Genomic DNA, 25,166 nt, shown 5'->3' on the forward strand with positions numbered 1-25,166 from the left:
CCTTGATTTTTACTGTTTTATCTGATTATTGCGGCAGATAAATATTAAAGGTTGCGCCTTTCATAGGGAATGCTGTTGCTGTAATTATGCCATTGTGATTTTCGACAATTTTCTTGACAATTGCCAGACCAATTCCTGTGCCGTCGTAAACATCCCTGCTGTGAAGCCTTTGAAATACGCCAAATATTTTTTCGCTGTGTTCCGGTTCAAAACCTATTCCGTTATCCTGAAAACTGATGTGGCAATAGTTTTCGGATAGAGATAACTCCTGATGTTGAAGTTCTTCACCTTTTTTAATGCAGCTTTTAATTTGAATTTCAATCGGAATTTCCTTTTGAGAGAACTTCAAAGCATTGTTTAGCAAATTCTCCAGAAGCTGCACAAACAAGAAAGGAATAATCTTAGCAGATCCGTGAAGATCCGTAACGATTGCAGCGCCTTTTTCTGAAATATTCTCCTGCATGGTTTCTTTCAGGTCTTCGACTAATTTATTTAAATCTGTAATTTCAAATACACGATCAGCAATATTTGTGCGGGAAAAAACAAGAAGATCGTTAATTAAATCCCGCATTCGATTAGTAGAATATAAAATCCTTTCAAATTTATTTTTGCCCTCAGCACTTAGATTTGGATATTCATTTGCCAGTATAATATTGGTAAAGGTTTGTATTTTTCGCAAAGGTTCCTGAAGATCGTGACTCGAAATATGAGTAAAAGCATCGAGCTCAATGTTTTTCTTTTTAAGCTCAGCGGCATATTTTTCGATTGCCTGATATTGCTTTGCCAATTCTTCGTTTGCCTTTACAATCTTAGAATTTAGTGATCTGGTTTCTTCTTCTTTAAACCGTAATTCCCTGTTTTTTCTATACAACTCCGTAAACACAGATACTTTTGCCTGAAGTATTTCTCTTGACAACGGTTTAATCATATAATCTACAGCACCGGATTGATATCCTTTAAAAATGTAATCCGTAGTATTCATGTTGGCTGTCAGGAAAATAATAGGCACATCTTTTAGTTTATCGCTTTGGCGAATGAGTTCAGCGGTTTCAAATCCATCCATGAGAGGCATTTGTACATCCATCAGTATAATAGCAAAATCCTGGTTTTTAAGCAAAATTCTTAAGGCGTCCTTACCAGAAGTCGCCTCAACAAATTCATAGCCTCTATCAGCAAGAATAACCTGCAAGGAAAGCAGGTTTTCTTTTTTGTCGTCGACAATTAATATTTTAACAGCGTGTTCTTCCATGATGCTTATCATTAAAAATAATTATTTTAACCACACTCTCATTAAAGAGGATAATTGTTCAACATTTACAGGCTTGGTAATATAATCTGACGCGCCTGACTCAATGCAGCGTTGTCTGTCACCTTTCATAGCTTTTGCAGTAACGGCTATAATCGTTAAATCCTTATGTTTTATGTTTTTTCTAATTATTTTCATTGTTTCATAACCATCCAGTTCCGGCATCATGATATCCATTAAGACAATATCGATTTTCAGGTTTTGATTTAGAATATCAATAGCTTCATGACCGGATTCAGCGCTCATTACATCCAGTCCAAAACGTTCAAGAGCTGTGGTTAAAGCAAATAGGTTTCGAACATCATCATCCACAAGCAATACTTTTTTGTTTATCAGTACATCTTCTTTCAGGTAATACTCTTCAATTCTTTCTCGCATACTTTCAGGAAGATCCTTATGGACACGATGCATAAAAAGAGCCGTCTGATCGACTAATTCGTCAATAGAAAGTGCACTTTTCGTAATAATATTGTGCGCAAACCTGCTTAGTTTACTGCGTTGCTTTTTATTTACATCTCCTGCAGAATGTATAATAATAGCGGTTTCCTGTCCGGCAATATTATTTTCGAGATCGCTAATAAGATCAAGACCGTCAGCATCCGGCAAGACCAAATCTAAAATAATACAATCAAACGATTTCTCAGCAATTAATGCAACCGCATCTTTTGCTGTCAGCGCTGTAAAAATCGAAATATCGTCACCGGAAACCGATTCTACAATGCGTTTCAACTCGCTTTCGTTATCATCGACAATCAGAAGATTCTTTTCTTTTTTGTTTTTGAAATTATGAATATCATTGAAAAGCGAAGTCAGCGCTTCATTTTTTACCGGTTTCAGCATAAAATTTCTTGCACCGCGTTTCAGTCCTTTATTTCTTTCGTCTTCACCGGAAATAATATAAACCGGAATATGACGCAGCGTAAAATCGGTTTTTAACCTGTCCAGAATTTTCCATCCGCTTGTATCAGGCATATTAAGATCCATTGTTATGGCATGTGGCTGAAATTGGTTTATAAAATCAATTACATCATTTCCTTTAGTCGTTACAATGGCTTTAATGCCGTGCTGATGCGCTCTTTCAAGCAAAACCTTGGCAAATGTTATATTATCCTCGGCAATTAAAAGAATTTTATCATCAGGTTTAATATCCGTTCTGTCGTCACCAACCTCATCTACAAAATACAAATCAATGTCTGATGTGTTGAAACTGGCAGAAGGAAGCGATTTTAAACGGCTTTTTCCGGCATGAATTACATTGGTTTCCTCATTAACCGTAATGTCTTCTAATTCCGGGATATGAACGAATTTTAAAGGAAGATACAAGGTGAATTTACTTCCAATATTGGTATCACTTTCCAGTTCGATACTTCCTCCTAATAAATCCGAAAGACCGCGGCTGATCGATAATCCCAAACCTGTTCCTCCATATTTACGGCTGGTAGAACCTTCTGCTTGTTGGAAAGCTTCGAAAATGATGTTTTGTTTTTCTTTGGAGATTCCAATTCCGGTATCCGAGATTTCGAACGCCACAACAGCTTCGGCATTGTCAAGACTAATGTTTTTGGTTTTCCAACTATTATTGGCTTTGTAAATTTTAAGTGTAACTTCTCCTTTTTCGGTAAATTTGAAAGAGTTGGATAAAAGATTTTTCAGAATCTGATTTAATCTTTGCGAATCGGTTTCCATTACTTCCGGCAGGTTTTTATCCATATTGATTTCAAAATGAAGATGTTTTGCCTGAGAAATAGGGTTGAAGGTAGATTCTACAAATCGGCTGATTTCAGCAAAACTAATCGGGTTATAATCGACAGAAATATATCCGGACTCAATTTTAGAAAGATCCAGAATGTCATTGATTAACTGGATAAGGTCATCTCCGCAAGAGTTGATAGTGATGGCAAACTGAATTTGTTTTTCGGATAAATTCCCGTCTCTGTTCGCAATCAGTTCATTCGCTAAAATCTGTAAACTGTTTAGCGGCGTTCTTAACTCATGCGACATATTGGCAAGAAACTCTGATTTGTATTTTGAAGTAAGCGTAAGCTGATCTGCTTTTTCTTCAAGGGCTTTACGGGCGACCTCGACTTCCTGATTTTTAAGCTCAACTTCTTCTTTTTGATTCGCTAATAAAATAGCTTTTTCTTCAAGTTCCTCATTCGTATTTTTCAATACTTCCTGTTGGCTTTTCAGCTCACTTGCCAGTGATTGTGATTGTACCAATAATTCTTCGGTTCTTGAATTTGATTCAATCGTGTTCAATACAATACCAATACTTTCTGTCAATCCTTCAAGGAAATCTAAATGCGTCTGACTAAAGGTATCAAGCGAAGCTAGTTCAATAACAGCTTTAAGTTGCCCTTCAAAAAGAACGGGAAGAATAATAACGTCTTTTGGTTTTGCGTCTCCCAAACCAGAATTGATTCTGATGTAATCTTTTGGAACATTACTTAAAATAATTCGTTCTTTTTCTATCGCAACCTGACCAATAAGTCCTTCGCCCATAGCGTAGGAGGTAGGTGAATTTTTTCTTTTGATGTAAGCGTAAGAAGCAATTAAATTTAGTTTAGAATCCATAAATTCTTCGCCTTCTTCCAGGATATAAAAAAGTCCGTGTTGCGCTGTAACAACAGCAGCAAGTTCAGAGAGGATTTTTTTAGTAACGGCATTAAGCTCTTTTTGTCCCTGAAGCATCTGGGTAAATTTAGCTAAATTCGATTTCAGCCAGTCTTGTTCCTGATTACGTAAAGTGGTTGCTTTAAGATTATAAATCATTTGATTGATAGTATCTTTAAGCGCTTCAACTTCACCTTTTGCTTCAACACCAATTGTTCGCGTTAAATCTCCTTGTGTTACCGCAGATGCAACCTCAGAAATCGCACGTACCTGAGTGGTAAGATTTGCTGCCAGTTGGTTTACGTTTTCAGTTAAGTTTTTCCAGGTTCCTGAAGCTCCCGGTACATTTGCCTGTCCGCCCAGTTTTCCTTCTGCACCCACTTCACGCGCCACCGTAGTTACCTGATCAGAGAATGTAGCCAGCGTATCAATCATTTCGTTGATCGTATCAGTCAGCTGTGCAACTTCACCTTTAGCATCAATAGATAGTTTTTGTTTTAGGTTTCCTTTTGCTACTGATGTTACCACTTTTGCGATTCCACGAACCTGACCCGTTAAATTCGAAGCCATTACATTCACAGAATCCGTTAAATCTTTCCAGGTTCCGGCAACACCTTTTACCTGAGATTGTCCTCCAAGTTTCCCTTCTGTACCAACTTCACGTGCCACACGCGTAACCTCAGAGGCAAAAGAATTCAGCTGTTCAACCATCGTATTAAAAGTATTCTTTAGATCCAGAATTTCTCCTTTTACGTCAACAGTAATTTGTTTCGAAAGGTCACCATTTGCAACCGCCTTTGTTACATCGGCAATATTACGAACCTGTCCGGTAAGGTTAGAAGCCATTTGGTTAACGGAATCCGTTAAATCTTTCCATGTTCCGGCAACCCCCGGCACGAATGCCTGACCGCCCAGTTTACCGTCAGTTCCTACCTCACGCGCCACACGAGTTACCTCAGAGGCAAAGGCACGAAGCTGATCCACCATCGTATTTACGGTTTCCTTCAATTGCAGAATTTCTCCACGTACGTCGGCAGTAATTTTTTTGGACATATCTCCATTCGCTACGGCAATCGTTACCTCGGCAATATTACGTACCTGCGTGGTTAAGTTACCCGCCATCTGGTTCACAGAGTCTGTTAAATCTTTCCATGTTCCTGCAACGCCGGGAACGTTTGCCTGACCTCCCAGTTTTCCTTCGGTACCAACCTCACGCGCCACACGGGTAACCTCAGAGGCAAACTCACGAAGCTGGTCCACCATGGTATTTAAAGTTTCCTTTAACTGAAGAATTTCTCCACGTACGTCTACGGTAATTTTTCGGGACATATCTCCGTTGGCAACGGCAATCGCCACATCGGCAATATTACGAACCTGAGCAGTAAGATTTCCTGCCATTTGGTTAACCGAATCTGTTAAATCTTTCCAGGTTCCGGCAACTCCGGGAACATTCGCCTGTCCGCCCAGTTTTCCTTCGGTTCCTACTTCTCGCGAAACCCTTGTTACCTCAGAGGCAAAACCTCTAAGCTGATCCACCATGGTATTGATGGTATTTTTTAATTCTAAGATTTCTCCTTTTACGTCAACGGTAATCTGGAGCGACAAATCTCCTTTTGCTACCGCTGTTGTTACTTCGGCAATATTACGTACTTGTCCGGTTAAGTTGGATGCCATCTGGTTAACGGAATCGGTCAAATCTTTCCAGGTTCCTCCAACACCTTCTACCTGCGCTTGTCCACCCAGTTTTCCTTCGGTTCCAACCTCACGCGCCACACGGGTAACCTCAGATGCAAATGAATTTAGCTGTCCCACCATCGTATTAATAGTGTTTTTAAGCTCTAAGATTTCTCCTTTGGTATCAACCGTAATTTGGCGGGATAAATCTCCTTTTGCCACGGCTGTAGTTACCTCGGCAATATTACGTACTTGTCCGGTTAAGTTGGATGCCATCTGGTTAACAGAATCCGTCAAATCTTTCCAGGTTCCTCCAACACCTTTTACTTTTGCCTGTCCGCCCAGTTTTCCTTCTGTACCTACTTCAAGAGCCACACGGGTAACCTCAGACGAGAAGGAGTTCAGCTGATCTACCATGGTATTAATGGTTTTTTTCAATTCCAGAATTTCCCCTTCGGCTACAGCGGTAATTTTTTTAGATAAATCACCATTTGCTACGGCGGTTGTTACCTCGGCAATATTACGAACTTGTCCGGTTAGGTTGGATGCCATCTGGTTAACGGAATCGGTTAAATCTTTCCAGGTTCCTCCAACACCTTTTACTTTTGCCTGACCACCCAGTTTACCTTCAGAACCTACCTCACGCGCCACACGAGTTACCTCAGAACCGAATGAGTTTAGCTGATCCACCATGGTATTGATGGTATTTTTAAGTTCCAGGATTTCTCCCTCAACGTTTACGGTAATTTTTTTAGATAAATCTCCTTTTGCTACGGCTGTTGTTACCTCGGCAATATTACGTACCTGACCCGTTAAGTTGGAGGCCATTTGGTTTACAGAATCGGTCAAATCTTTCCAAACTCCACCCACACCTCGTACTTTTGCCTGACCTCCCAGTTTTCCTTCAGAACCTACTTCACGTGATACACGTGTTACCTCAGAAGAGAAGGAGTTCAGCTGATCCACCATCGTATTAATCGTATCTTTTAGTTCCAGGATTTCTCCTTTTACGTCAACGGTAATTTTTTTCGAAAGATCACCTTTTGCTACCGCCGTTGTTACATCGGCAATATTACGAACCTGTCCGGTTAGGTTGGACGCCATCTGGTTAACGGAATCTGTTAAATCTTTCCAGGTTCCTCCAACACCTTTTACTTGTGCCTGTCCGCCCAGTTTTCCTTCTGTTCCTACTTCACGAGCCACACGGGTAACCTCAGATGAGAAGGAGTTCAGCTGATCCACCATGGTATTGATGGTATTTTTAAGTTCGAGGATTTCTCCTTTTACGTCAACGGTAATTTTTTTAGATAAATCTCCTTTAGCCACCGCCGTCGTTACATCGGCAATATTACGAACCTGACCAGTTAAGTTACTCGCCATTTTATTTACAGAGTCGGTCAAATCTTTCCATACACCGCCCACACCACGCACTTTTGCCTGACCGCCCAGTTTACCTTCTGTACCTACCTCACGCGCCACACGCGTAACCTCCATCGAGAAAAGGTTCAGCTGTTTCACCATTCCGTTTACCTCTTTTGCAATTCTCAAAAATTCTCCCTGAAGCGGATTCCCTTCAATAGATAAAGGCATTTCCTGAGATAAATTTCCTTTTGCCACTGAGGTAATTACGTGCGCTATTTCAATCGTTGGGTGAACCAGATCAGATATCAGTGTGTTTACAGAATCTACACAGGAACTCCACGAACCGCGTGCACCATCGAGAACAACACGATTGGTTAATTTTCCTTGTTTACCAATGCTTTTACCGACTTTCTGGAATTCAAAAACCATCCTTTCATTCAGGTCAATGATTTCGTTTAAAGTATCGCAGATCGACCTTTTTATTCCGTTTTGATCAGTAGGAAAACGCTGGGAGAAATTACCATTTTTTACTTTTAGTAAAATTTTTAAAAACTCTGCATCACTCAGGATAGATTCCTCTTCGGGATTCTTTTTTTTGCTTTTGCTGCCAGAGGTATTTTCATCTGTTACAATAGGCAAGGCAATGAGGAACTTATCGTCTGGTGTTTTATCGATATGTTTTGTTTTTTTCATAGCTAGGTGTACGTTGGTGTAGATTATGTTTTTGGATTTTGGGTTTGGTATGCTATTGGTGAATTATTTTGATGATTTAAAGATTGGCATTTATTAAAATTTTCCGAAGATGAAACTGCACAAAAGCATCCATCGAATCCGGTCTTTTCGTATTATCAGTATAATTTAAGGGTTTAATGATATATCCTGAAATCCCTAATTCTTCGGCGGTTATTCGATCATTGCCTTCAGAAGAAGTAGTCATGATAAAAACCTTCAGATCTTTTAACTCTTCATCAGATCTTAGAATTTTTAGAAATTCTATTCCGTTCATTCTGGGCATGTTAATGTCTAAAAGGATAACGTCCGGAACAAGCGGATTATTTTTATCCCGCAATAAACTAAGTGCTTCCAGACCGTTGTAAGCGGTGTGCAGTATATAGGTGATTTCTAATTTTTTCAGCGAACGTTCTACGGAAATAGTATCCAGTTCATCGTCTTCAATTAGTAAAATGTTAGGTTTTCTCATGCTATTTATTATTTCGCCATGTAAAGGTAAATTCAGTGCCTTCGCCAAGCTTTGATTGAACATAAATGTTTTCTCCCTGTTCGTCAATGATTTTTTTAACTATTGCCAATCCAACGCCGGTACTTTCCAGTTCATTTTTTTCTCTGAGTGTCTGGAAAATTTCAAATATTTTTTGATGGTATTCACGATCAATCCCAATGCCATTATCTTTTACTGAAAACTCGTAAAAACTGCCCACTTTTTTGCATCTTATTTCTATGCGTGCATTTTCCGGCTTGGCATATTTTACTGCGTTGCTTATCAGGTTAGAGAATAATTGCTCCAGTTTAAGACGTTCTGTATAAAGTTCAGGAAGCGAATCAATATCCAGTATAAATTCTCTGGGAACCATAGATTGCGTAATATCAGATACCAGCATATTAATATTGACCTGTTCAGGAGGTGTTTTGCGATTGATGCGTGCGTAATCGAGTAAACCATTAATCAGGGCTTCCATTCGCTGGGTTCTTTTTGGGATTATGTCAAGATAATTTTTGAGACTTGGAGAAAGTTCTTGCGAAAAATCTTCTTCAATCCAAGTGATTACGTTGTAAATGCCTCGCAAAGGAGCTTTAAGATCATGAGAAACTACGTAAGCAAATTTGTTTAGTTCCTCATTTTTGTTTTCGAGTTCATGAATATTTTTTTCAAGTCGGCGTGACATAATATTCAGTGAAGAGGCAAGGGCGCTCAACTCATCGTTTCTGTAATCTTCTATAACCGTAAATTTTCCTTTAGAGATCGTATCTGCCACCTGAACCATTGAGTTGATTCTATTTGTGATCATTATTACAATATAAATAATACTGCAAAAGCCTACGAATATGGTTAAGGATAAAAAGATCAGTGAAAATACTCTGGTTTTTTCCAGCGAATGCAGCAACATTACGCTGTGGTGTTTTCTGGTTTTGTATTCTATTTTGTCAAACCTTTTAAACTTTTGGACAATAATATCGTTTATATTTTTGCCAACGTGTTTTTTTAATCCGGTTTCAAAAAGAACCTCGAAGGACTTTGTATTTTGAGTTCGTGCTTCGATTAATTTAGAAGTATAAGCGAGCCATTCATTATGAAGCACACTGATAGAATCGAGTATGGAGCGCTGTGTATTATGTTGTCCGACAAGGATTTGTTGTTCTGCAAAAAATTTCGGCACTTTTTTTATGCCTTGATAATAAGCATCTAAAAACGTGGTGTCGCTCGTTAATAAATAACCGCGAACGCCGCTTTGCATTTCAAGAATTGCCCTGTGGGTTTTGTTCGAATTTCGAATTATGGCTTCAGACTTAGATAGGAATTGCGAATTAAGCTGTACTTTTTTCGACATGTTGTAATTGGTATACGAATCTGCAATAGAAAGTAAGATTACAAGAGTAAATGCCCACAGTATTTGAGTCGATAGTTTCATTGTCTTCTTTTAAAATAAATGAAGTTGAACCTTAATTCAATAATAAAAATAGCAAAAAAAAGAAGACTTTTAATAAATAACGAACAAACAGGATTGTATATAGACATGTATTATATGATATAATAACTAAGAATTTTTTTTAATTCATTAAAATCGCTTGGCTTCGAAATATATTCGTTTGCACCATAATTTTTTGCTTTTACTATTACTTCATTCAATTGAGAAGTAGAAAATATTATGACAGGAATATTTTTGATGACATCCTGTTTTTTAATTTCGGTTAAGAACTCAAATCCTGACATTACAGGCATATTCAAATCCAGAAAAATAACATCCGGCTGAATTTGTTTTCCAATTAATTTTCGAAGTGCTTCGACAGGATTTTGCATGCCGGTATAAGCAGCGCCTGAAATTTCCTGAACGGCTTCCATAAAAAAATCACAATCGTCGATATCGTCGTCGATTTGAAGTATGTTTTTGTATATCATTATTTTTCAGAGTTTATGGTAAAGACAAACCCGCTGCTGAAATGTGTAAGTAAACCGAAAAATAATGAAGAAATATTAGCGTAAAGTTTTGTCATATAAAGGTTGTTTTAAATAAAATATAAGAAAGAAAATTAGAATTATGATTTTACAATATCTTACATAATTTTAATTTAATGTTTTATAATTTTCATGTTGTAATTTTTTTTCATGCAAAAAGCCGATGAATTTATCATCGGCTTTTTATGCAATATTTATGTGTTTTTAACTTCTCATTAAAAAAGTTCCGGGCTCTTCTTCGTTCTTGTCATATTCTCCTCCTGAATCTTTTTCTGATTCCAGTTCTTCCCAATCATTTTCATCATATTCTGATTCCATATCATCCTCAAGATCTTCTTCCAAATCTCCAAGTTCTAAGTTGTAATGATTACTAGCGAATTCAGATTCAAAAGCATTGTCAAGGTAATCGTCGTAGTTTAATAATAGTTGTTCTTCATAATATGTCATATCGCCCGCAAATTCTTCAGACGTATAAGTGTAGTTTTCGGATTTCATATAAAATGGGTTTAAATTAATAGTTTACCAAGTCTCTAAATTTTCAAATAGATTTTTTTTAAAAGTACTCTAACTACGCAAAGCGAATCTTACACAATTTTTAAGCAGGATTGTTAAATTTTCATCTTAACGAAAAAGCGAAGGAAGTTGATTTAGAATATTTGTACAGTAAAATAGATCAATCATAAAGACATTTGAAATACCACAATAAAATGGAAACTCTTTAATAACATTAAACCATATTAATTAGAAAGAAGCATTAAGACTGAATATCTTTTATTTAGTATTTATTAGTGCGCAGTTCTACTTTATAAAAATAGTATCAATTATAGTAGAAGATTGGTTTAAGCTTTAATGAAATTCGTAAAATATCGCAATATTAATAAATTATTAAATGACCATTTCTTAAAAATATCAAATGAGGTTTATTATACTTTTGTAAGGGTCTTCTTTAACAATCTAAAAGTATATTATGAGTTCTAATTTGCTAATTTGCTTACGTGCAGGAGATGATTCCAGCTTTAAAGAAATCTATGATTTGTATCATTTCAAAGTTTTTTGTTTTGTAAAAAAATATACATCACAGCTTGCAGATGCTGAGGATGTAACCCAAAATGTATTTATTCATCTCTGGAAATACAGAACAAAATTAGATCCGGCAGTAGATTTAGAGGCGATTTTGTTTAAAAGCTCAAAGCAGGAAATTTCAAAATGGTATAAAAAACAAAATAAAATATTTTCTGTAGAAAATGATCAGCTTATAAAAGAGCTTGACAGCGTCTCAGAAACTGAGGAAGATATTACCGCAAAACTAGAACAAATAGAATATCTCTTAAATAAAATACCTGCAAAAAGAAGAAAGATTTTCAGCCTTCATAAGTTTGAAGACCGAAGCTACAAAGAGATTGCCGCAGAAATGGATATGTCGCAAAGTGCTGTGGCAAACCAAATTTCGAAGACCTTGCAATTTCTTAAAAAGAATGCCGTAAATAACCATGAACTCTATTGGTTTGCCTTATTTTTTATTAGTCAGTCAGAAATGGTTTCGTAATTCTGATTTATTTATTTTCTGTTTTATAAGAAACGCCAACTTGCGCTATTTTACAAGCGTAATACCTTTTTATGCATAAAAATCAGGGAGGGCTTAATGTGTATTTACATTAAGAAAACGTTAACAGTAATGTTGCCCCATGATATTTTACTGATTGAAAATCTAATGTAGTTGAATCGATAGATTTCGCCTGAGTTTTTAATATTAAATGTTAATTGTAAATGGGATCCAGAAAATTAAAAGAAGAATGGAATGCAATACCTAACAGAGGAATTCTTCCGTATGAAACTAAATCACGAATGTGGGATAATATCCGGAATGTTACCATTGATAAATATAAAAGTTTTTATAACTGGACAGCGGTTGCTTGTATTGTATTTATTTTTTCGATTACAAGTTATCAGATTTTCACACAACTTAATAAGAATAAAAATCAAGTTGAAATTACAGCCACAAAAACATTCAATAATGATATTCGGCTTTTGTGTTTATCAGACGGAACACGGGTTTGGCTAAACGAAAATTCTGAAATTGAATATCCTGTTACATTTTTAAAACACGAAAGAACGGTAACGCTAAAAGGCGAAGCTTTTTTTGAAGTAAAAAGGGATCCTTCAAGACCGTTTATTATTACGTCCGGCGCAATAAAGACAACAGTTTTAGGAACATCGTTTAATATAAATGCCTACAATAACGATAAACCGGAGGTAAATGTTAGAACTGGTAAAGTACGGGTTGAAACCCTGCAAAAAGTAGTTTTACTCGAAAGAGGTTATAAAGCAACTTATGGCGCAAAAACGGCATCGCTGGTAAAACAAAAAACTAAAATATTAGAACCAGAATGGAAAAAGGTCCTGATTTATGTCGACGGATTAACGCTGGAAGAAGTGCTGGAAAAGCTAAAGGCAGACCATCAGTTTGAGGTAAACTATCTCAATAATGATCTCAAAAACCTGACCATACAAGGAACTCTTGATACGCGGCAGGGTTTATATGAGATGCTGCAAACGATTGCTTTTGCGCTTGAGATCAAAATTAGATCGACTGGAAATAATACCTTTTTGATCAGTAAGTAAAACAATATAAATTCTAGAAAACTATTGTGGCTTAATCAGTCGGGAGAAATCCTTGCTGGTTAGGCGACAGGATAGCTGTTGCGTTTTCTGAACACTATTGACCCAAATAATCATATTAAAATAATTCAAATAAACTAACAATCATCAATTATGAACAATGACATTTCCAGGCAATTTGCCTTTTGGATTTTATTTTTTGGCTTTTTCTGCGGAGTAAATTCTGTTTATTCACAAACCGGAACTGTATCGGTTGATTTTAAAAATTCGTCACCTCAAAAAATTATCGATAACCTAAAATCCCGTACACCCTATCAATTTGTTTATCAAAAAGATCTGGATTTAAGCATGCCGCTAATTACACTTAAAAAAGAAAATGTTTCGATAGATGAAATTTTAAGTGATTTACAAAATCAGACTCATTTAAATTTTAGAAGAAATGAGAATAATATAGCCGTAAATAGTAAGGATTCCGCCAAAAAAAAAAGGAAAGGAAAAATTACAGGTAAAGTTGTAGATGTCAACGGACTTTCGTTACCGGGCGCAAATATAAAAGTGGCTGAACTGGGTTTGGGAACGCAATCTGACATCGATGGTAATTATATACTGGAATTAGAACCGGGAGAATATACGATTGAGATAAGTGTTATTTCTTTTCAAACGCAAAAAATCACGGCTGTTAAAGTTCTGGAAGGCGGCGAAACTCCGCTCGTAGTTTCTTTAAAAGAAGATGCAGAATCACTGAAAGAGGTTGTAATTGTTCAAAATTACAAACAAGCAACCGCATCTGTACAAGGAATGTTGTTGCAGCAAAAAAAAGCAGCGCAGTTTTCTGATGGTATTTCGGCAGAGCAAATCGCGAGAACACCGGATAAAGATGTGGCAAGTTCGCTAAAACGTATTACGGGTGTTACTACAATCGACAATAAATATGTGGTGGTTCGCTCGATGGGAGAACGCTGGAATCAAGCTGTAATGGATGGTATTACGCTGCCAAGTACAGATGCGTATCAGCAAAATTTTTCTTTTGATATTATTCCAACGGCAATGGTAGAAAGTATTGTGGTTAGTAAAACGGCTACTCCGGATATGTATGCCAATTTTGCGGGAGGATTTGTAGAGGTAAAAACCAAAGATATTCCTAAAGAAGATTTTACAAGTGTTTCTATAAGCACTTCTTACAACAGTCGAAGCGTATTTAAAGAAAGACTTACCAAACAAGAAGGAGATTATGATTATTTGGGTTTTGATGACGGAAGACGGGATTATCCCACGAACCTGGCTTTTTTAGAGGTGCCAAAAACCGAAGCGGAATCCGGACCTTTTATAGAAGAGTCCAAACGATTTACAGAAGATAATTTTTCTACTTATAAAACATATGGAGCACCCGGAACGACGCTTCAGTTTGCTTTAGGACGCTCTTATCAGTTAAAAGACAGTAATAAATGGGGATTTGTAGGTTCTTTGATTTTTAAGAATACACAAGAAAAATTAGAAATTGAACATACGGAAAGAGGAAACTTTATGAGCAATTCGCAATTTGGGCAAGAAGGAGAAGAAGGAAGAGAATATTCGGTTTTCGAGAAATTTGGTTTTAGAAACAGCGGTGCAAGTTATTCGTATAATACAACTTTGGGCGGAATGTTTAACACTGCGATCCAGTTGGGCAACCATAAAATTACAATGCGCAACACTGCAATGCATATTTATAATAACCAGCTCACGCAAATCACCGGATGGAGAGATAATGTAGGTGCCGAAGAAATCGTAAACGGTACTGCGCTTCCTTATACATCTGAAACAAATTATCCGGTTTATCAAACTTTTATTCAGAGTAAACTCGAAGGAAATCACGAATTTGGCAAATTAAAACTGGATTGGTATGCGGCTTACGGCAATGTTACAAAAGATACAAAAGATGCCACTTTTATAGATACATACCGCAAAAAAGTAGGCGAAGACGAATTACTTTACCATCAGGTTTATAATAGTACAAGCAAGTTTCCGTTTAGCAGGGACAACTATACCAATGATGAAAACGATTATAACTGGGCTGTTAATCTAAATTTTCCTTTTGATTTTAGTGACACATTTACTAATACGGTTAAGGCGGGTTATTTTGGTACTTATAAAATAGCGACAAACCAGCAGGTTTCGAATGCATTGGTTGTAGTAGGGCAGGGAGCTTCTGTTGATCGCGCAGATATTTATGGACCGCTTTCTGAATTACTGGACGGTTCTAAGTATTATTATGGTGGTTTTGGCTGGAGAAATTACGGACGTTTTGGTGACAAATACGAAGGCGATGTCAAAGTACATTCTCCTTATTTAATGTTAGACAATAAAATAAGCAGCTTGTTTAGACTGGTTTGGGGCGTACGTGCAGAAAGTTATATCTATACTCAGATTGCAAGTCAGGCAGAATCTGCAAGTGATTTTATAACAGATCAGAAAGACGATAAAAAATGGCAATTTTTACCTTCTGCCAGTTTCATTGTTAGTCCAACCAACAAAATGAATATTCGTTTAGGATATAACAGATCTGTTTTAAGACCTCAATTTGCTGAGCGTGTAAGCATTCCTTATTTTGATCCGATTCGCGCTGCAAAAATTTACAACTATTCGAACGGAATGGTTTCGAGTGTTGCCAATAATTATGATTTTAAAATGGAATGGTTTCCGTCTGGCGGAGAAATTTTATCTTTTGGTGTTTACCACAAAAATATAGACAATCCTATTGAGGCTGTTGGTAATTATACGCCATCAAAAATTAGGAACATCTACAATCTTAACTCTAATAATGCCAAATTATGGGGAGTTGAAATGGAGTTTTACAAAAGTTTGTCTTTTTTAGGAGAAGGAGAAACCCTGAAAAAAATATTCGTTTACGGAAATGCAGCTTTCAATGATACAAAAGTAACATCGTATGTAAACCTGGACGGAACAGGCGGATTATATGAAGCCAACAGACCTTTATACGGGCAATCACCTTATACCTATAATCTGGGATTAGATTATGTAGGCGAAAGATTTGGTTTTAGCCTTAGACATAATGCTATTGGAGATCAGTATATTCTGGTAGGATATGCCTACGAGTCTGAAGAAATTAGAATGCCATATGCCGTAACGGATGCGCAGGTGAGTTATAAGTTTTTTAAAGACAGAAATCTGGAGCTAAAGTTCAGTATTAAAAACATGTTTGATGCCGGTATAGAAACCTACAACAATACAAACAGTTATTCGCATATCGAGGAAGTTCCTTACGGCTCAAACCCAAGAGACCGTTACAGTCTGGGCGCTCACGCAACAGATAAATATGATGAAGATATCGATCAGGTTGTATTTAAGGCATGGAGCGGAAGAACGGCGTCATTATCTCTTAATTATAATTTTTAAGCACACAGATCTATAAACAGAGGTCTGTAAATCCTGAATATTAAGAAACCGTTAACAATAAAAAAGAGGGATGATATTTTAAGTTTTCAAAAGCTAATGTATATAGTTGTAAGTATTAGATTTCTTTTTTGTTTAGTGCATTAAATAAAGAACAGAGAAAAAATACTTTACGAAGGTCTTTTAAAATCGAAGCAAAACTGTTGCTCTTTTACGTGGAAATTTTAAAAGGATGGAAAGCGAATCTTCACTGCGATAAAAAAAACCTAAGAGTGACAGATAGATTTTAGGTATAAACCCCGATGGTAAAGCGGGTAGTTTATAGAAAAAGTGCTTTACCAAAAAAAGAGAAAGACCTAAGGAAAGATATTTTGCTGCTCTCTCCAAAGGCCTAGTTTGTAATAGCGGCAAATATAGCAATAATTAAATTATTATGAAAAATTTTTTTCTATTCGCAATGGTAGCTCTATTAGTGAGCTCTTGCCAAAATGATGATTCTTCTGCAGATTCTTCTTTTTCTATGAAGGCTTCAGGTGCTGATTACACAGGGTATCCAGCAACAGTTCAGACGGTAAGCGGTGCTATTACAACCAATACTACATGGACAAACGACAAAGTTTGGGAAATCGACGGAGTAGTTACTGTAAAAGACGGTGCTAAACTTACGATTCAGGCAGGAACATTCATTAAAGCAAAACCTCTGGCTCCGGGAGTAGCAACAGGTGTACTTGTAATTACAAAAACAGGTCAGATAGATGCTCAGGGAACTGCTACTGCGCCAGTAGTTTTTACAAGTTATAATTTATTAGACGGCAATGCAAATACAGTAGCAGCTCCAGGAGATTTTGGTGGTGTAGTTGTATTGGGTAATGCTGAAGTAAACAATGGTTCGACTACAAATATTGTTGAAGGATTAGACGATCAGGCTAATTTTGCTGAATTTTATTATGGTGGTACAAACAATGCTCATAATGCAGGTTCATTGACTTATGTACGTATCGAGTTTGCAGGACGTATTTTAGATACTGATATCGAAATCAACGGATTAACATTTGCAGGAGTTGGTAACGGAACTGTAGTAAACCACATTCAGGTTTCTTACGGAAGAGACGATTCTTATGAGTTTTTTGGAGGTACTGTAAACGCAACTCATTTAGTATCATTTGCTGCTGATGATGATAACTTTGACTTTGATCTTGGTTACACAGGTTCAATTACAAAAGCTATTGCTATTGCTGACAGTAATTCTACTCACAGTTTAAGTGGCGGAAATCCTGATTCTAATGGTATCGAATTAGATAACAATGCAGGAGGAACTGTAACTACACTTATTACTAGACCGGTTATATCTCAATTATCAATAATTGGTGTAAGCTCCTCTACAGTAGCTGCTTTATATGAAAATGCTATACACGTGCGCAGAGCTGGAAAAATATCTCTTACTGATGCAACTGTTACAGGATATAAAACAGGAATTAGATGGGAATCTCCATCTGTACCAAGTGGTTCTACTTGGTTAAGAGTATCAATTCACGGATTTGATAATGCACTTTTACCAGCAGGAACTGTTTTAGGCGGAATTGGTAATGCTACATCTACTGTTAATCCGGCTACAAAATGGTCATTAAGCCAACCATTTTTTAATGATGGTGCTTTGAATTTTACAGGAACTACAGGAGCATTTAAAACAGAAGCCAATTGGACAAGCAACTGGACTAAGTTTACAAATTTTTAATTAGGTTAAATTATTAAAATTGGACATGGACAGAATATTTCTGTCCATGTTTTTAAAAATAAAAAAAATGAAAAAAAAATTACTTTTATTATTATTTATTTTGGTTTCAGCTGTATCGTCAGCACAATTTACAGTTTGGGAAGATGATTTTGATGACGCTGATGCTTCAGACTGGATTTTACTCGACAAAGACGGCAACGGAAGTAACTGGATTGCCAGAAAAAATATCAAACTTGACGAAAATAACGCTATTGTAGATGGTACTGCTTCTGTTTTAGGAAATTACAATATAGATTTAGCAACCGCATCGCCATTAGAAACTTTAGAAGATAACTTAGCCATATCTCCAGTTCAGGATTTGTCTTTTTATTCCGGAACAGTAACACTGGTTTTAAATGCACAGCCCAGTGCTTACGACAGCAATCAGGAGTTATCTGTATATGGATCTACTTCACCGGATCCGGCAACGTTTACACTTATTGGTAAAATTAATTTAGAAAGACTAACAATCGATGAACCTGAATTTAAGGATTATTCGATAGATATATCTCAGTTTTCAGGTCAGACATCCGTATATATTGCATTAGGAAATAATACTACTACAGGTTTTATTGGCTACGAAATTGATAAAGTTTCAGTAATTGCTCAGGCACTTTTAGGAGTTGATGATGTCGAGTTGGGAGCTAAGGTTTGTAAACTGAATCAAAATCCTGTTCAGGAGAATTTAGAATTAGAATTAGGAGAACAATTTCAAACAGAAGAAACGACTGTAAAAATTTACAATTCTATTGGATTATTAGTAAAAGAAACACCTTATAAAAAAGAGAATTTAAGTGTTGGTGAGTTAGCACAAGGTGTTTATTTTCTTTTAATATCAGATAACAACAATACTACCGGAAAATTAAAATTTATCAAAAAGTAACTATTGAAAGATTACAAATTTTTGACAAACAAGATATTACAATACAAACAAAAGAATATGAAGAATATATTGACAAGAGTTTTAATTTTTTGGGTTTCACTGGCATTTTTTGCATCATGTGCAAATGACGAACTAACGTCTCTTTATGGAAATCAAACAGATCAGCCCGGAAAAGTCGTTATTATTGGATACAGCGCACTAAATGATTCGATACAAATAACCGTAAATGGTAAACCGGTAGAAATAGGAAAAGAGAAACGTACCGCTTTTGTTAAAAAAGTAGAGAAAGATTACGAATTTGTATATCATGGAGACGAGGAGAAAGTTTTTGAGTTTACCAGTAAAACGACCAAAGAACTGTTGAGAACGTACCGTTTTACTGCAAAGAAAACCAAAGACACACTCTCGTTCTATGCCAAAGAAAATATTTGGCTGGATAATATTGTTTCCTTAAAACCGGGAGTTCTAAAACAACCTGGTTATAACGGATACAGATTTATTTTTCCTACGCTAAACTTATATTCAAAAACAGGTTACACAGGAAAATTAGACGGAATTATTCGCAAGCTTAACGGTCAGCTTTTGGGAGTTGTAGAAAACATAGGCAAAGACCAATTTAGCCCATTTATCGAGTTTTCGTTTAGTTCACCGCCAACAATTATAATGGAACTCGTAAAACACGGTACAACAGAATCGTATATTACGGGAAAGAAAGTAACGCTGAATATGACCATGTCAGTCAATAAATCAAAATTAATCATATTAGAAGAAAAAAAGGATGCCAATGGCGCTTTTGCAGGAGTAGACGGAACGCTGAACCTGACTGATTTTTTTGTTTTTAAATAATTAGGTTCTTTTTGTTTTAGTGATAAAGTTAAAATCCGGATTTATAAATTTCAAGTGTATAAAATGAAGAAATATCCTTCAGTTCTCATTTTGCCATTATTTTTTTTGGTGACAATTATTTTCTCCTGTACTTCAGATGATCCTTATGTTCCTGTTTATGAGCAAGGTTCTAATGAATATGTGAATGATTGGATGTACCAGCAAATGAAAAAATATTACCGCTGGAATGCAACAATGCCGGATCAAAATGATTTATCCTTGAACCCAAAAGAATATTTTGCAGGATTATTGCAAAAGGATGACATTTATTCTTATGCCTTACATCCTGCATTGCCCGAAACAGCACCACAAAGCCTAAGAAGGAAATTTGGTTTTGATGTTTCTTTCTTTGAATTTAAAGGAAAAATTTACGGGGCAATCTTATATGTATTAGCAGATTCACCTGCAAAAAATAATGGGCTGCAAAGAGGGCAACTCATTACTAAAATAGACGGTACAGAATTGAATCAGGGAAATTATGACCGCTTGTATCAAAATATGATTACAGCATCGCATTTAGATTTAGAAACAAGTACTTATACCTTACAATCCGGTTTTTCTGTGGCAAAACAAGTTTCCTTATTACAGGGATATTCTTTTTTACAACCCATTTCATACCAAATAATCGAAGAAAAAAACACCAAAATTGGATATGTCGAAATTCCACATTTTGATGTTGGGCAAGCACAATCGTTTCTTCCTGTTTTTCAGGAATTAAAAAGTAAAGGCATTACAGAGCTAATTTTGGATTTAAGATATAATGGAGGAGGAGATATCGCCGCCGCAACAGCCTTAAGTATTATTGTAGCCCCTAATATTAAATCCGGTGATCTCTTTATAAAATTTGAAGGAAACGCAAACGGAGGCAACATAGACCAAACATTTTTGCAGGCATTGCAAAGTAACGAATCCAGGGTAGGTTTTGATGCTTTACAAAACGTTCATCCGTCGATAAATAAAGTGTATGTTTTATGCGGAAATCGTACCGCATCTGCCTCAGAACTTATTATTAACAACCTCAAACCGTATATAAACGTTGTCACTATAGGAGAAAAAACATTTGGTAAAGATGTAGCCGGATTTCCTATAGAAGATGACCGAATTGCGGGAACTAAAGGCTGGATATTGTATCCTTCGATTTATAAATTATTCAATTCCAGACACGAAGGAGATTATTCTAAAGGAATTAATCCAACCATTTTGGCGAATGAAATTCAGGAACCAGAAGTTTTTACTCTGGGTAATAAGTCAGAAATTTTATTAAAAACCGCACTAAACACCATAAGCGGAAATACAGCAACACAAAAAACAGCAACGCTAAGATCATTGCCGCTCTCTGTCATTTCTACAGATGTTGATCCCTTGTTGAAAATACTACCTTAATTTCAGGCTATATTATAATTTAAAAGATTTTAAGGACGATATTATGCAAGGAATTGACAATAGGGAACATCGCAATTTACTGGATGTGTTTTATAAATATGAGCAAATGTCCGGCATTGACAAAAATAAAAGCAATGTGATATCAGAAGAAGATTCCAAAATTCAAAAAGACATGGAAGAACTGACGTTATTATATGAAAACTTTAAATTTTTGCTGGCTGAACTCAAGAAATGTGCGAAAGACTATGAACTCAAAAAAAAGTCTACCAGAAGCATTCTTCATAAAAGAATTAGAATTTTAGTCACCAAACTGCAAAAGATTAATGTTGACGTATAACATTAATCTTTTTTAATTTTTGCTTATCAATAGGCGAATTGTAAACTTAAACAGAAAGCTTAGAGAGAATTAGCCTGATATTTTTCATGACAAGTTCTGGCTCTTCTAGTTGTATAAAATGTCCGGATTTTAGTGTTGCAATTTGTTTAAAATCAGTTACTCCGGCTTTAAGCGATTCTTTAGAGTCGTACCATAATTGTCTGTCTGCCGCATTATGTTCAGTATCTGTTTTCATACTTGTTATCGCAATAACCGGAACATCAGGCAAATTAGGTAATGTTGCCGTGTATTTAAAATCAGCAATTAACTGAAGTGTTTCCAGTGCAATACCTGAATTTGCGCCATAAGCAGCTTTATAAGTATTATAAAAAGTGTTTATCTGATCTTGCGAAAACTGATTGTATTTTTCGTGAGAAGCATCAACAAATATCAAACCCGCAACTTTTTCCGGATTTTTTATGGCATAATCCCTAATAATCAATCCTCCTAAAGAATGTCCTACAAGCACAACCTTTCTGCCATTTGCAAACTGATCGATAACACTTGCAAGTTCACTGGTTAATTTATTAATATCCCTAGGCTCCGTATTAAATTCTGATTTTCCGTAACCAGCCCTGTCATATAATAAAACATCTGAGTCTAGATAATCAGATATTGATAAAATTTCAGAAGCTCTTCCGGTGCTATACCACGACGTATGATCATTGCCATGACCAGACTCAAAAACAACCAAATATTTGGATTTTTTAGATACTGTATAAGCCATTAATTTATGAGTTCCTAAATTTACTGTCGTTCCGGAAAATTCAGTTTTACGATTTTTATTGTCGTCTGAACAAGAGGTAAAAGAGAGCACAGAAATCAGGATTATAAAAACAGAGAGTATTCTAATTTTGATGCTTTTTTGGGGTTTTAATTTTCGTGTTTCGTGTTTAAAAATCATTGTAGCGTTTTTAGTTTTATAAAGTAAATTCGATACAAATATTAGGATCATTTACCAGTTAAAAGTTCTGATTTATGAATCAGAACCTCTTTTAAACAAACTATAATCTACAAACTTCTTAATTACAAGAAAATCAAAATAACCATAAACAGTTTATACCAAAACGAGATTTGCTTTTTTAAATTCTGATGGAGTCTGATCCGTGTTTTTCTTAAAAGTGGTATTGAAAACTGTTTTAGAATTAAAGCCAACTTCAAAAGCAATTCCCATTAAACTTAAATGCTGCATCTTAGGATCCTGAATCATTTTTTTTGCTTCTTCGATTCGGTAGCGGTTGATAAATTGATAAAAATTTTCGTCAAAACCTTTATTGATAACATATGAAAGCTGATGCGATGAAACATCCAATTGCGAAGCCAGTTTAAACAAACTTAATTCAGGATCCAGAAAAGGTTTTTGATTATTCATCATATCTATTAAAACCAATTTTAGTTCTTGTAAATCGACATCAGGAATTAGTTTTTTCTGATTGTTTTCCGGATTAGAATTCTCACTAATAATAACATCTATTTCTTCTTTTTCTTGTTGATTAAGATCTAAAATCTCTTTTTGTTTTAAAGAATAATAGGCAATGAAAAAAATTGCCACAAGATAAATCAGACTCGCAAAATGATCAAATAAAACATTGTTTTTTGCTAATCTAAAAAAAATGTCAATTAGCCAAAGCGCCGTTATCAGCAAAACACAAATCACCACTTTCTGTAACCATTTTAAATTAATTGCAGTCGTGTTTGAAGCGTATAAAAGCAAGTTCTTTTGGTAAAAAGTAATTTTTTTATACGCCAAAATGCAATACCAAATAACCTGAACACAAAAAAACACATTAAAAACAGTAACTATTACAGCAGCATTTTTTATATCAGTTGCCGTTGGCGGTTGTTTTACTTCGATTATTACCGAAAGAGAAAGCAAGATCAACATTATAGCAGCAAAAGCAAAATGAAAATTATCTTTTAAACGCCATTTTCTATTGGGCTGAATAAAATAAAGTACACTAAAATAAAAGACAGGAGCAACTATAAAATCTGTCAAACCCAGAAAATCATTTATTGGCATTCTTGTTTTCATAAACTCCGTTTTTTCTAATAAATCATTAAATTGAATTAGAAAAACACACACTATAAAAGTCCCAAACCATTGATTTGATTTGGTATTTACCTGATTGATATTTGCAAAAATTAAAAATGCCAGTAATAAAGTTGTTCCCGCAACAAAAAAGCTAAGTAGTTGATCCATTAAAAGCAATTTTAATCTTAGACATAAGTTGTTTATAAAAGGATAAAATTACTAAATATTACCAGACTGCACTTGCGAAATAACAGAAGATAAATAGAGTTTGATTAATTAAAGGATTTTCTAAAAGCGTTTGGAGACAGATCGGTATAGCGCTTAAATAATTTATTAAAAGACTGCGGATGTTCAAAGCCAAGTTGGTAAGCAACTTCGGCAATATTGAGTTTGGTTGTGCTTAAGATCATTTTGGCAGTTTCAATCAATCGGTCGTGAATGTGTTGTTGTGCACTTTGTCCCGTTAGAGATTTGAGCATATCCGTGAGATATCTTGGGGAAACATTCAAATTTTCAGCCACCTCTAAAACGGTTGGGATTCCGCCAGACTGATCTTCAAATCTAGCTGCCAAATAGGTGTCCATTTGAGTGATAATATCATCATGAACAGATTTTCTGGTAATAAATTGTCGGTTGTAAAAACGATTACTGTAATTAAGCAATAACTCGATTTGCGAAACCAAAACATCCTGACTAAAGAGATCGATATTATTATCTAACTCTGCAGCAATGTTTTCAAACAATCCGGCGATTACTTTTTTTTCTTTATCCGATAAAAATAACGCTTCCTTTACGGCATACGAAAAGAAACCATATTGGCTAATATTTTTCCCCAATTGATAATTGCGAATCAAATCCGGATGAAAATAAAGGTTGTGACCTTCATAACAACTTTCCTCGCTTGATAGTGTAATTACTTGGTTTGGTGCTAAAAAAGCCACTCCGCCTTCTTCAAAATCATAAGATCCCTGTCCGTATTTTACCTGACCTTTAAAATCTTTTTTAAACGAAACTTTATAAAAGTCGGCTAAAATTGTTCGTCCACCATTTTCAAGACTTACCTTATTGGCGTCATAAGTACTCAAAGCCACTAAAGGATGCAATGGTACAGGCATTCCCATGCCACGCATGTATGCCGAAATGCTTTTGTAAACAACAGGTTGTGATTGGGTTTTCATGATAAAGCTAATATACAATTTATACAGTCAATTTAAAAACATCATTTTATGGATTTATTTCCCGTTTTTCCTGCCAGTTAAAATTACCAATACGCTTAGCAATTAACCAGCGGTTATTAATCCGAATATAATCATTGTGGTAAAGTACCCCAATCGTGGTTTTCATTTTTTTACTGTTTTCGCTCCCAATAAGTGTAACCTGGCAGTAAGACGTTCCAGTGGCATGATCGCCATTTATAGTTACAGTTTGTTGTCCGTTTAAGTGATACACCGTTTCAAAATTTTGAAGAAAATCGGTAAAAGCCAGTTCCATTTCTTTTCGTCCTTTTAGTTTTAAAAGAACAGTATTTCCGCTGTAAGTTTCTGATATCGCATCTTCAGAAAATAATTGAACTTGTTGTTTTACCTTGCGCTGATCTCCTAAAATAGAAACTCTGTCAATCAATTCCTTTATAGAAATTCGATCTTCTAATTCTTTATTATTCATTATTGCTA

18 protein-coding genes are annotated in these 25,166 nt (G+C 35.6%); 8 read left to right on the forward strand and 10 right to left on the reverse strand.

Annotation, left to right across the window (positions count from 1 at the left end; translation table 11 throughout):
* Positions 1-25: 25 nt before the first annotated feature.
* From ASF10_RS11430 to ASF10_RS11455, 6 genes are all read right to left on the reverse strand, one after another.
* Positions 26-1,249 (reverse strand): sensor histidine kinase, encoded by a 1,224-nt coding sequence (locus ASF10_RS11430; RefSeq protein WP_198529583.1) that lies wholly within the window; start codon positions 1,247-1,249, stop codon positions 26-28.
* 21 nt (positions 1,250-1,270) lie between these two features.
* On the reverse strand, positions 1,271-7,648 hold the full coding sequence (locus ASF10_RS11435; RefSeq protein ID WP_082472422.1) for a HAMP domain-containing protein: 6,378 nt from the start codon (positions 7,646-7,648) through the stop codon (positions 1,271-1,273).
* Positions 7,649-7,724: 76 nt separating this feature from the next.
* Positions 7,725-8,156, reverse strand: coding sequence for a response regulator (locus ASF10_RS11440; RefSeq protein WP_056249134.1), 432 nt, complete (start codon positions 8,154-8,156; stop codon positions 7,725-7,727).
* A 1-nt stretch (position 8,157) separates the two neighbouring features.
* Complete coding sequence (locus tag ASF10_RS11445) at positions 8,158-9,603, reverse strand: ATP-binding protein (protein WP_082472423.1); 1,446 nt, start codon at positions 9,601-9,603, stop codon at positions 8,158-8,160.
* 110 nt (positions 9,604-9,713) lie between these two features.
* Positions 9,714-10,091, reverse strand: a complete 378-nt coding sequence (locus ASF10_RS11450; RefSeq protein ID WP_082472424.1) for a response regulator — start codon at positions 10,089-10,091, stop codon at positions 9,714-9,716.
* Between the two features lie 261 nt (positions 10,092-10,352).
* Positions 10,353-10,643, reverse strand: a complete 291-nt coding sequence (locus ASF10_RS11455) for a hypothetical protein (RefSeq protein WP_056249142.1) — start codon at positions 10,641-10,643, stop codon at positions 10,353-10,355.
* A 472-nt stretch (positions 10,644-11,115) separates the two neighbouring features.
* On the opposite strand from ASF10_RS11455, the gene ASF10_RS11460 reads away from it, so the two are divergent.
* The 8 genes from ASF10_RS11460 to ASF10_RS11495 all read left to right on the forward strand — a co-directional run bounded on the left by ASF10_RS11460 (position 11,116) and on the right by ASF10_RS11495 (position 21,422).
* A complete protein-coding gene (locus tag ASF10_RS11460) occupies positions 11,116-11,694 on the forward strand; it encodes an RNA polymerase sigma factor (protein ID WP_056249148.1) in 579 nt (192 codons plus the stop codon).
* Between the two features lie 221 nt (positions 11,695-11,915).
* Positions 11,916-12,770, forward strand: a complete 855-nt coding sequence (locus ASF10_RS11465) for a FecR family protein (RefSeq protein WP_056249151.1) — start codon at positions 11,916-11,918, stop codon at positions 12,768-12,770.
* 150 nt (positions 12,771-12,920) lie between these two features.
* Complete coding sequence (locus tag ASF10_RS11470) at positions 12,921-16,163, forward strand: TonB-dependent receptor (protein ID WP_056249153.1); 3,243 nt, start codon at positions 12,921-12,923, stop codon at positions 16,161-16,163.
* Positions 16,164-16,593: 430 nt separating this feature from the next.
* Positions 16,594-17,895, forward strand: coding sequence for a hypothetical protein (locus ASF10_RS11475; protein ID WP_056249154.1), 1,302 nt, complete (start codon positions 16,594-16,596; stop codon positions 17,893-17,895).
* A 67-nt stretch (positions 17,896-17,962) separates the two neighbouring features.
* Positions 17,963-18,817: a T9SS type A sorting domain-containing protein gene (locus tag ASF10_RS11480; RefSeq protein ID WP_056249258.1), complete on the forward strand. Its 855-nt coding sequence runs from the start codon at positions 17,963-17,965 to the stop codon at positions 18,815-18,817.
* 57 nt (positions 18,818-18,874) lie between these two features.
* Positions 18,875-19,663, forward strand: a complete 789-nt coding sequence (locus tag ASF10_RS11485) for a hypothetical protein (RefSeq protein ID WP_056249157.1) — start codon at positions 18,875-18,877, stop codon at positions 19,661-19,663.
* Between the two features lie 63 nt (positions 19,664-19,726).
* Positions 19,727-21,085: a S41 family peptidase gene (locus ASF10_RS11490; RefSeq protein ID WP_056249160.1), complete on the forward strand. Its 1,359-nt coding sequence runs from the start codon at positions 19,727-19,729 to the stop codon at positions 21,083-21,085.
* A 43-nt stretch (positions 21,086-21,128) separates the two neighbouring features.
* The gene (locus ASF10_RS11495) at positions 21,129-21,422 is read left to right on the forward strand and encodes a hypothetical protein (protein ID WP_056249163.1); all 294 of its coding nucleotides are present in this window, start codon (positions 21,129-21,131) and stop codon (positions 21,420-21,422) included.
* 46 nt (positions 21,423-21,468) lie between these two features.
* On the opposite strand, the gene ASF10_RS11500 is transcribed toward ASF10_RS11495, so the two are convergent.
* The 4 genes from ASF10_RS11500 to ASF10_RS11515 form a co-directional block, all read right to left on the reverse strand.
* Positions 21,469-22,365: an alpha/beta fold hydrolase gene (locus ASF10_RS11500; protein WP_117611371.1), complete on the reverse strand. Its 897-nt coding sequence runs from the start codon at positions 22,363-22,365 to the stop codon at positions 21,469-21,471.
* Between the two features lie 153 nt (positions 22,366-22,518).
* A complete protein-coding gene (locus ASF10_RS11505; protein ID WP_056249166.1) occupies positions 22,519-23,661 on the reverse strand; it encodes a helix-turn-helix domain-containing protein in 1,143 nt (380 codons plus the stop codon).
* A gap of 104 nt (positions 23,662-23,765) precedes the next feature.
* Positions 23,766-24,671 carry a helix-turn-helix domain-containing protein gene (locus tag ASF10_RS11510; RefSeq protein WP_056249169.1) on the reverse strand — a complete coding sequence of 302 codons (906 nt, stop codon included), beginning with the start codon at positions 24,669-24,671 and terminating at the stop codon, positions 23,766-23,768.
* Positions 24,672-24,717: 46 nt separating this feature from the next.
* Positions 24,718-25,158 (reverse strand): nuclear transport factor 2 family protein, encoded by a 441-nt coding sequence (locus ASF10_RS11515; protein ID WP_056249174.1) that lies wholly within the window; start codon positions 25,156-25,158, stop codon positions 24,718-24,720.
* Between the last annotated feature and the right edge of the window lie 8 nt (positions 25,159-25,166).

The organism is Flavobacterium sp. Leaf82 (genome assembly GCF_001422725.1).
Lineage (GTDB): Bacteria > Bacteroidota > Bacteroidia > Flavobacteriales > Flavobacteriaceae > Flavobacterium.

Coding starts and splice junctions, on each gene's coding strand:
- ASF10_RS11435 (WP_082472422.1), bottom strand. CDS start 7,648: ATGAAAAAAACAAAACATATCGATAAAACACCAGACGATAAGTTCCTC.
- ASF10_RS11505 (WP_056249166.1), bottom strand. CDS start 23,661: ATGGATCAACTACTTAGCTTTTTTGTTGCGGGAACAACTTTATTACTG.
- ASF10_RS11495 (WP_056249163.1), top strand. CDS start 21,129: ATGCAAGGAATTGACAATAGGGAACATCGCAATTTACTGGATGTGTTT.
- ASF10_RS11485 (WP_056249157.1), top strand. CDS start 18,875: ATGAAGAATATATTGACAAGAGTTTTAATTTTTTGGGTTTCACTGGCA.
- ASF10_RS11450 (WP_082472424.1), bottom strand. CDS start 10,091: ATGATATACAAAAACATACTTCAAATCGACGACGATATCGACGATTGT.
- ASF10_RS11475 (WP_056249154.1), top strand. CDS start 16,594: ATGAAAAATTTTTTTCTATTCGCAATGGTAGCTCTATTAGTGAGCTCT.
- ASF10_RS11465 (WP_056249151.1), top strand. CDS start 11,916: ATGGGATCCAGAAAATTAAAAGAAGAATGGAATGCAATACCTAACAGA.
- ASF10_RS11490 (WP_056249160.1), top strand. CDS start 19,727: ATGAAGAAATATCCTTCAGTTCTCATTTTGCCATTATTTTTTTTGGTG.
- ASF10_RS11515 (WP_056249174.1), bottom strand. CDS start 25,158: ATGAATAATAAAGAATTAGAAGATCGAATTTCTATAAAGGAATTGATT.
- ASF10_RS11430 (WP_198529583.1), bottom strand. CDS start 1,249: ATGGAAGAACACGCTGTTAAAATATTAATTGTCGACGACAAAAAAGAA.
- ASF10_RS11480 (WP_056249258.1), top strand. CDS start 17,963: ATGAAAAAAAAATTACTTTTATTATTATTTATTTTGGTTTCAGCTGTA.
- ASF10_RS11440 (WP_056249134.1), bottom strand. CDS start 8,156: ATGAGAAAACCTAACATTTTACTAATTGAAGACGATGAACTGGATACT.
- ASF10_RS11470 (WP_056249153.1), top strand. CDS start 12,921: ATGAACAATGACATTTCCAGGCAATTTGCCTTTTGGATTTTATTTTTT.
- ASF10_RS11500 (WP_117611371.1), bottom strand. CDS start 22,365: ATGATTTTTAAACACGAAACACGAAAATTAAAACCCCAAAAAAGCATC.
- ASF10_RS11510 (WP_056249169.1), bottom strand. CDS start 24,671: ATGAAAACCCAATCACAACCTGTTGTTTACAAAAGCATTTCGGCATAC.
- ASF10_RS11445 (WP_082472423.1), bottom strand. CDS start 9,603: ATGAAACTATCGACTCAAATACTGTGGGCATTTACTCTTGTAATCTTA.
- ASF10_RS11455 (WP_056249142.1), bottom strand. CDS start 10,643: ATGAAATCCGAAAACTACACTTATACGTCTGAAGAATTTGCGGGCGAT.
- ASF10_RS11460 (WP_056249148.1), top strand. CDS start 11,116: ATGAGTTCTAATTTGCTAATTTGCTTACGTGCAGGAGATGATTCCAGC.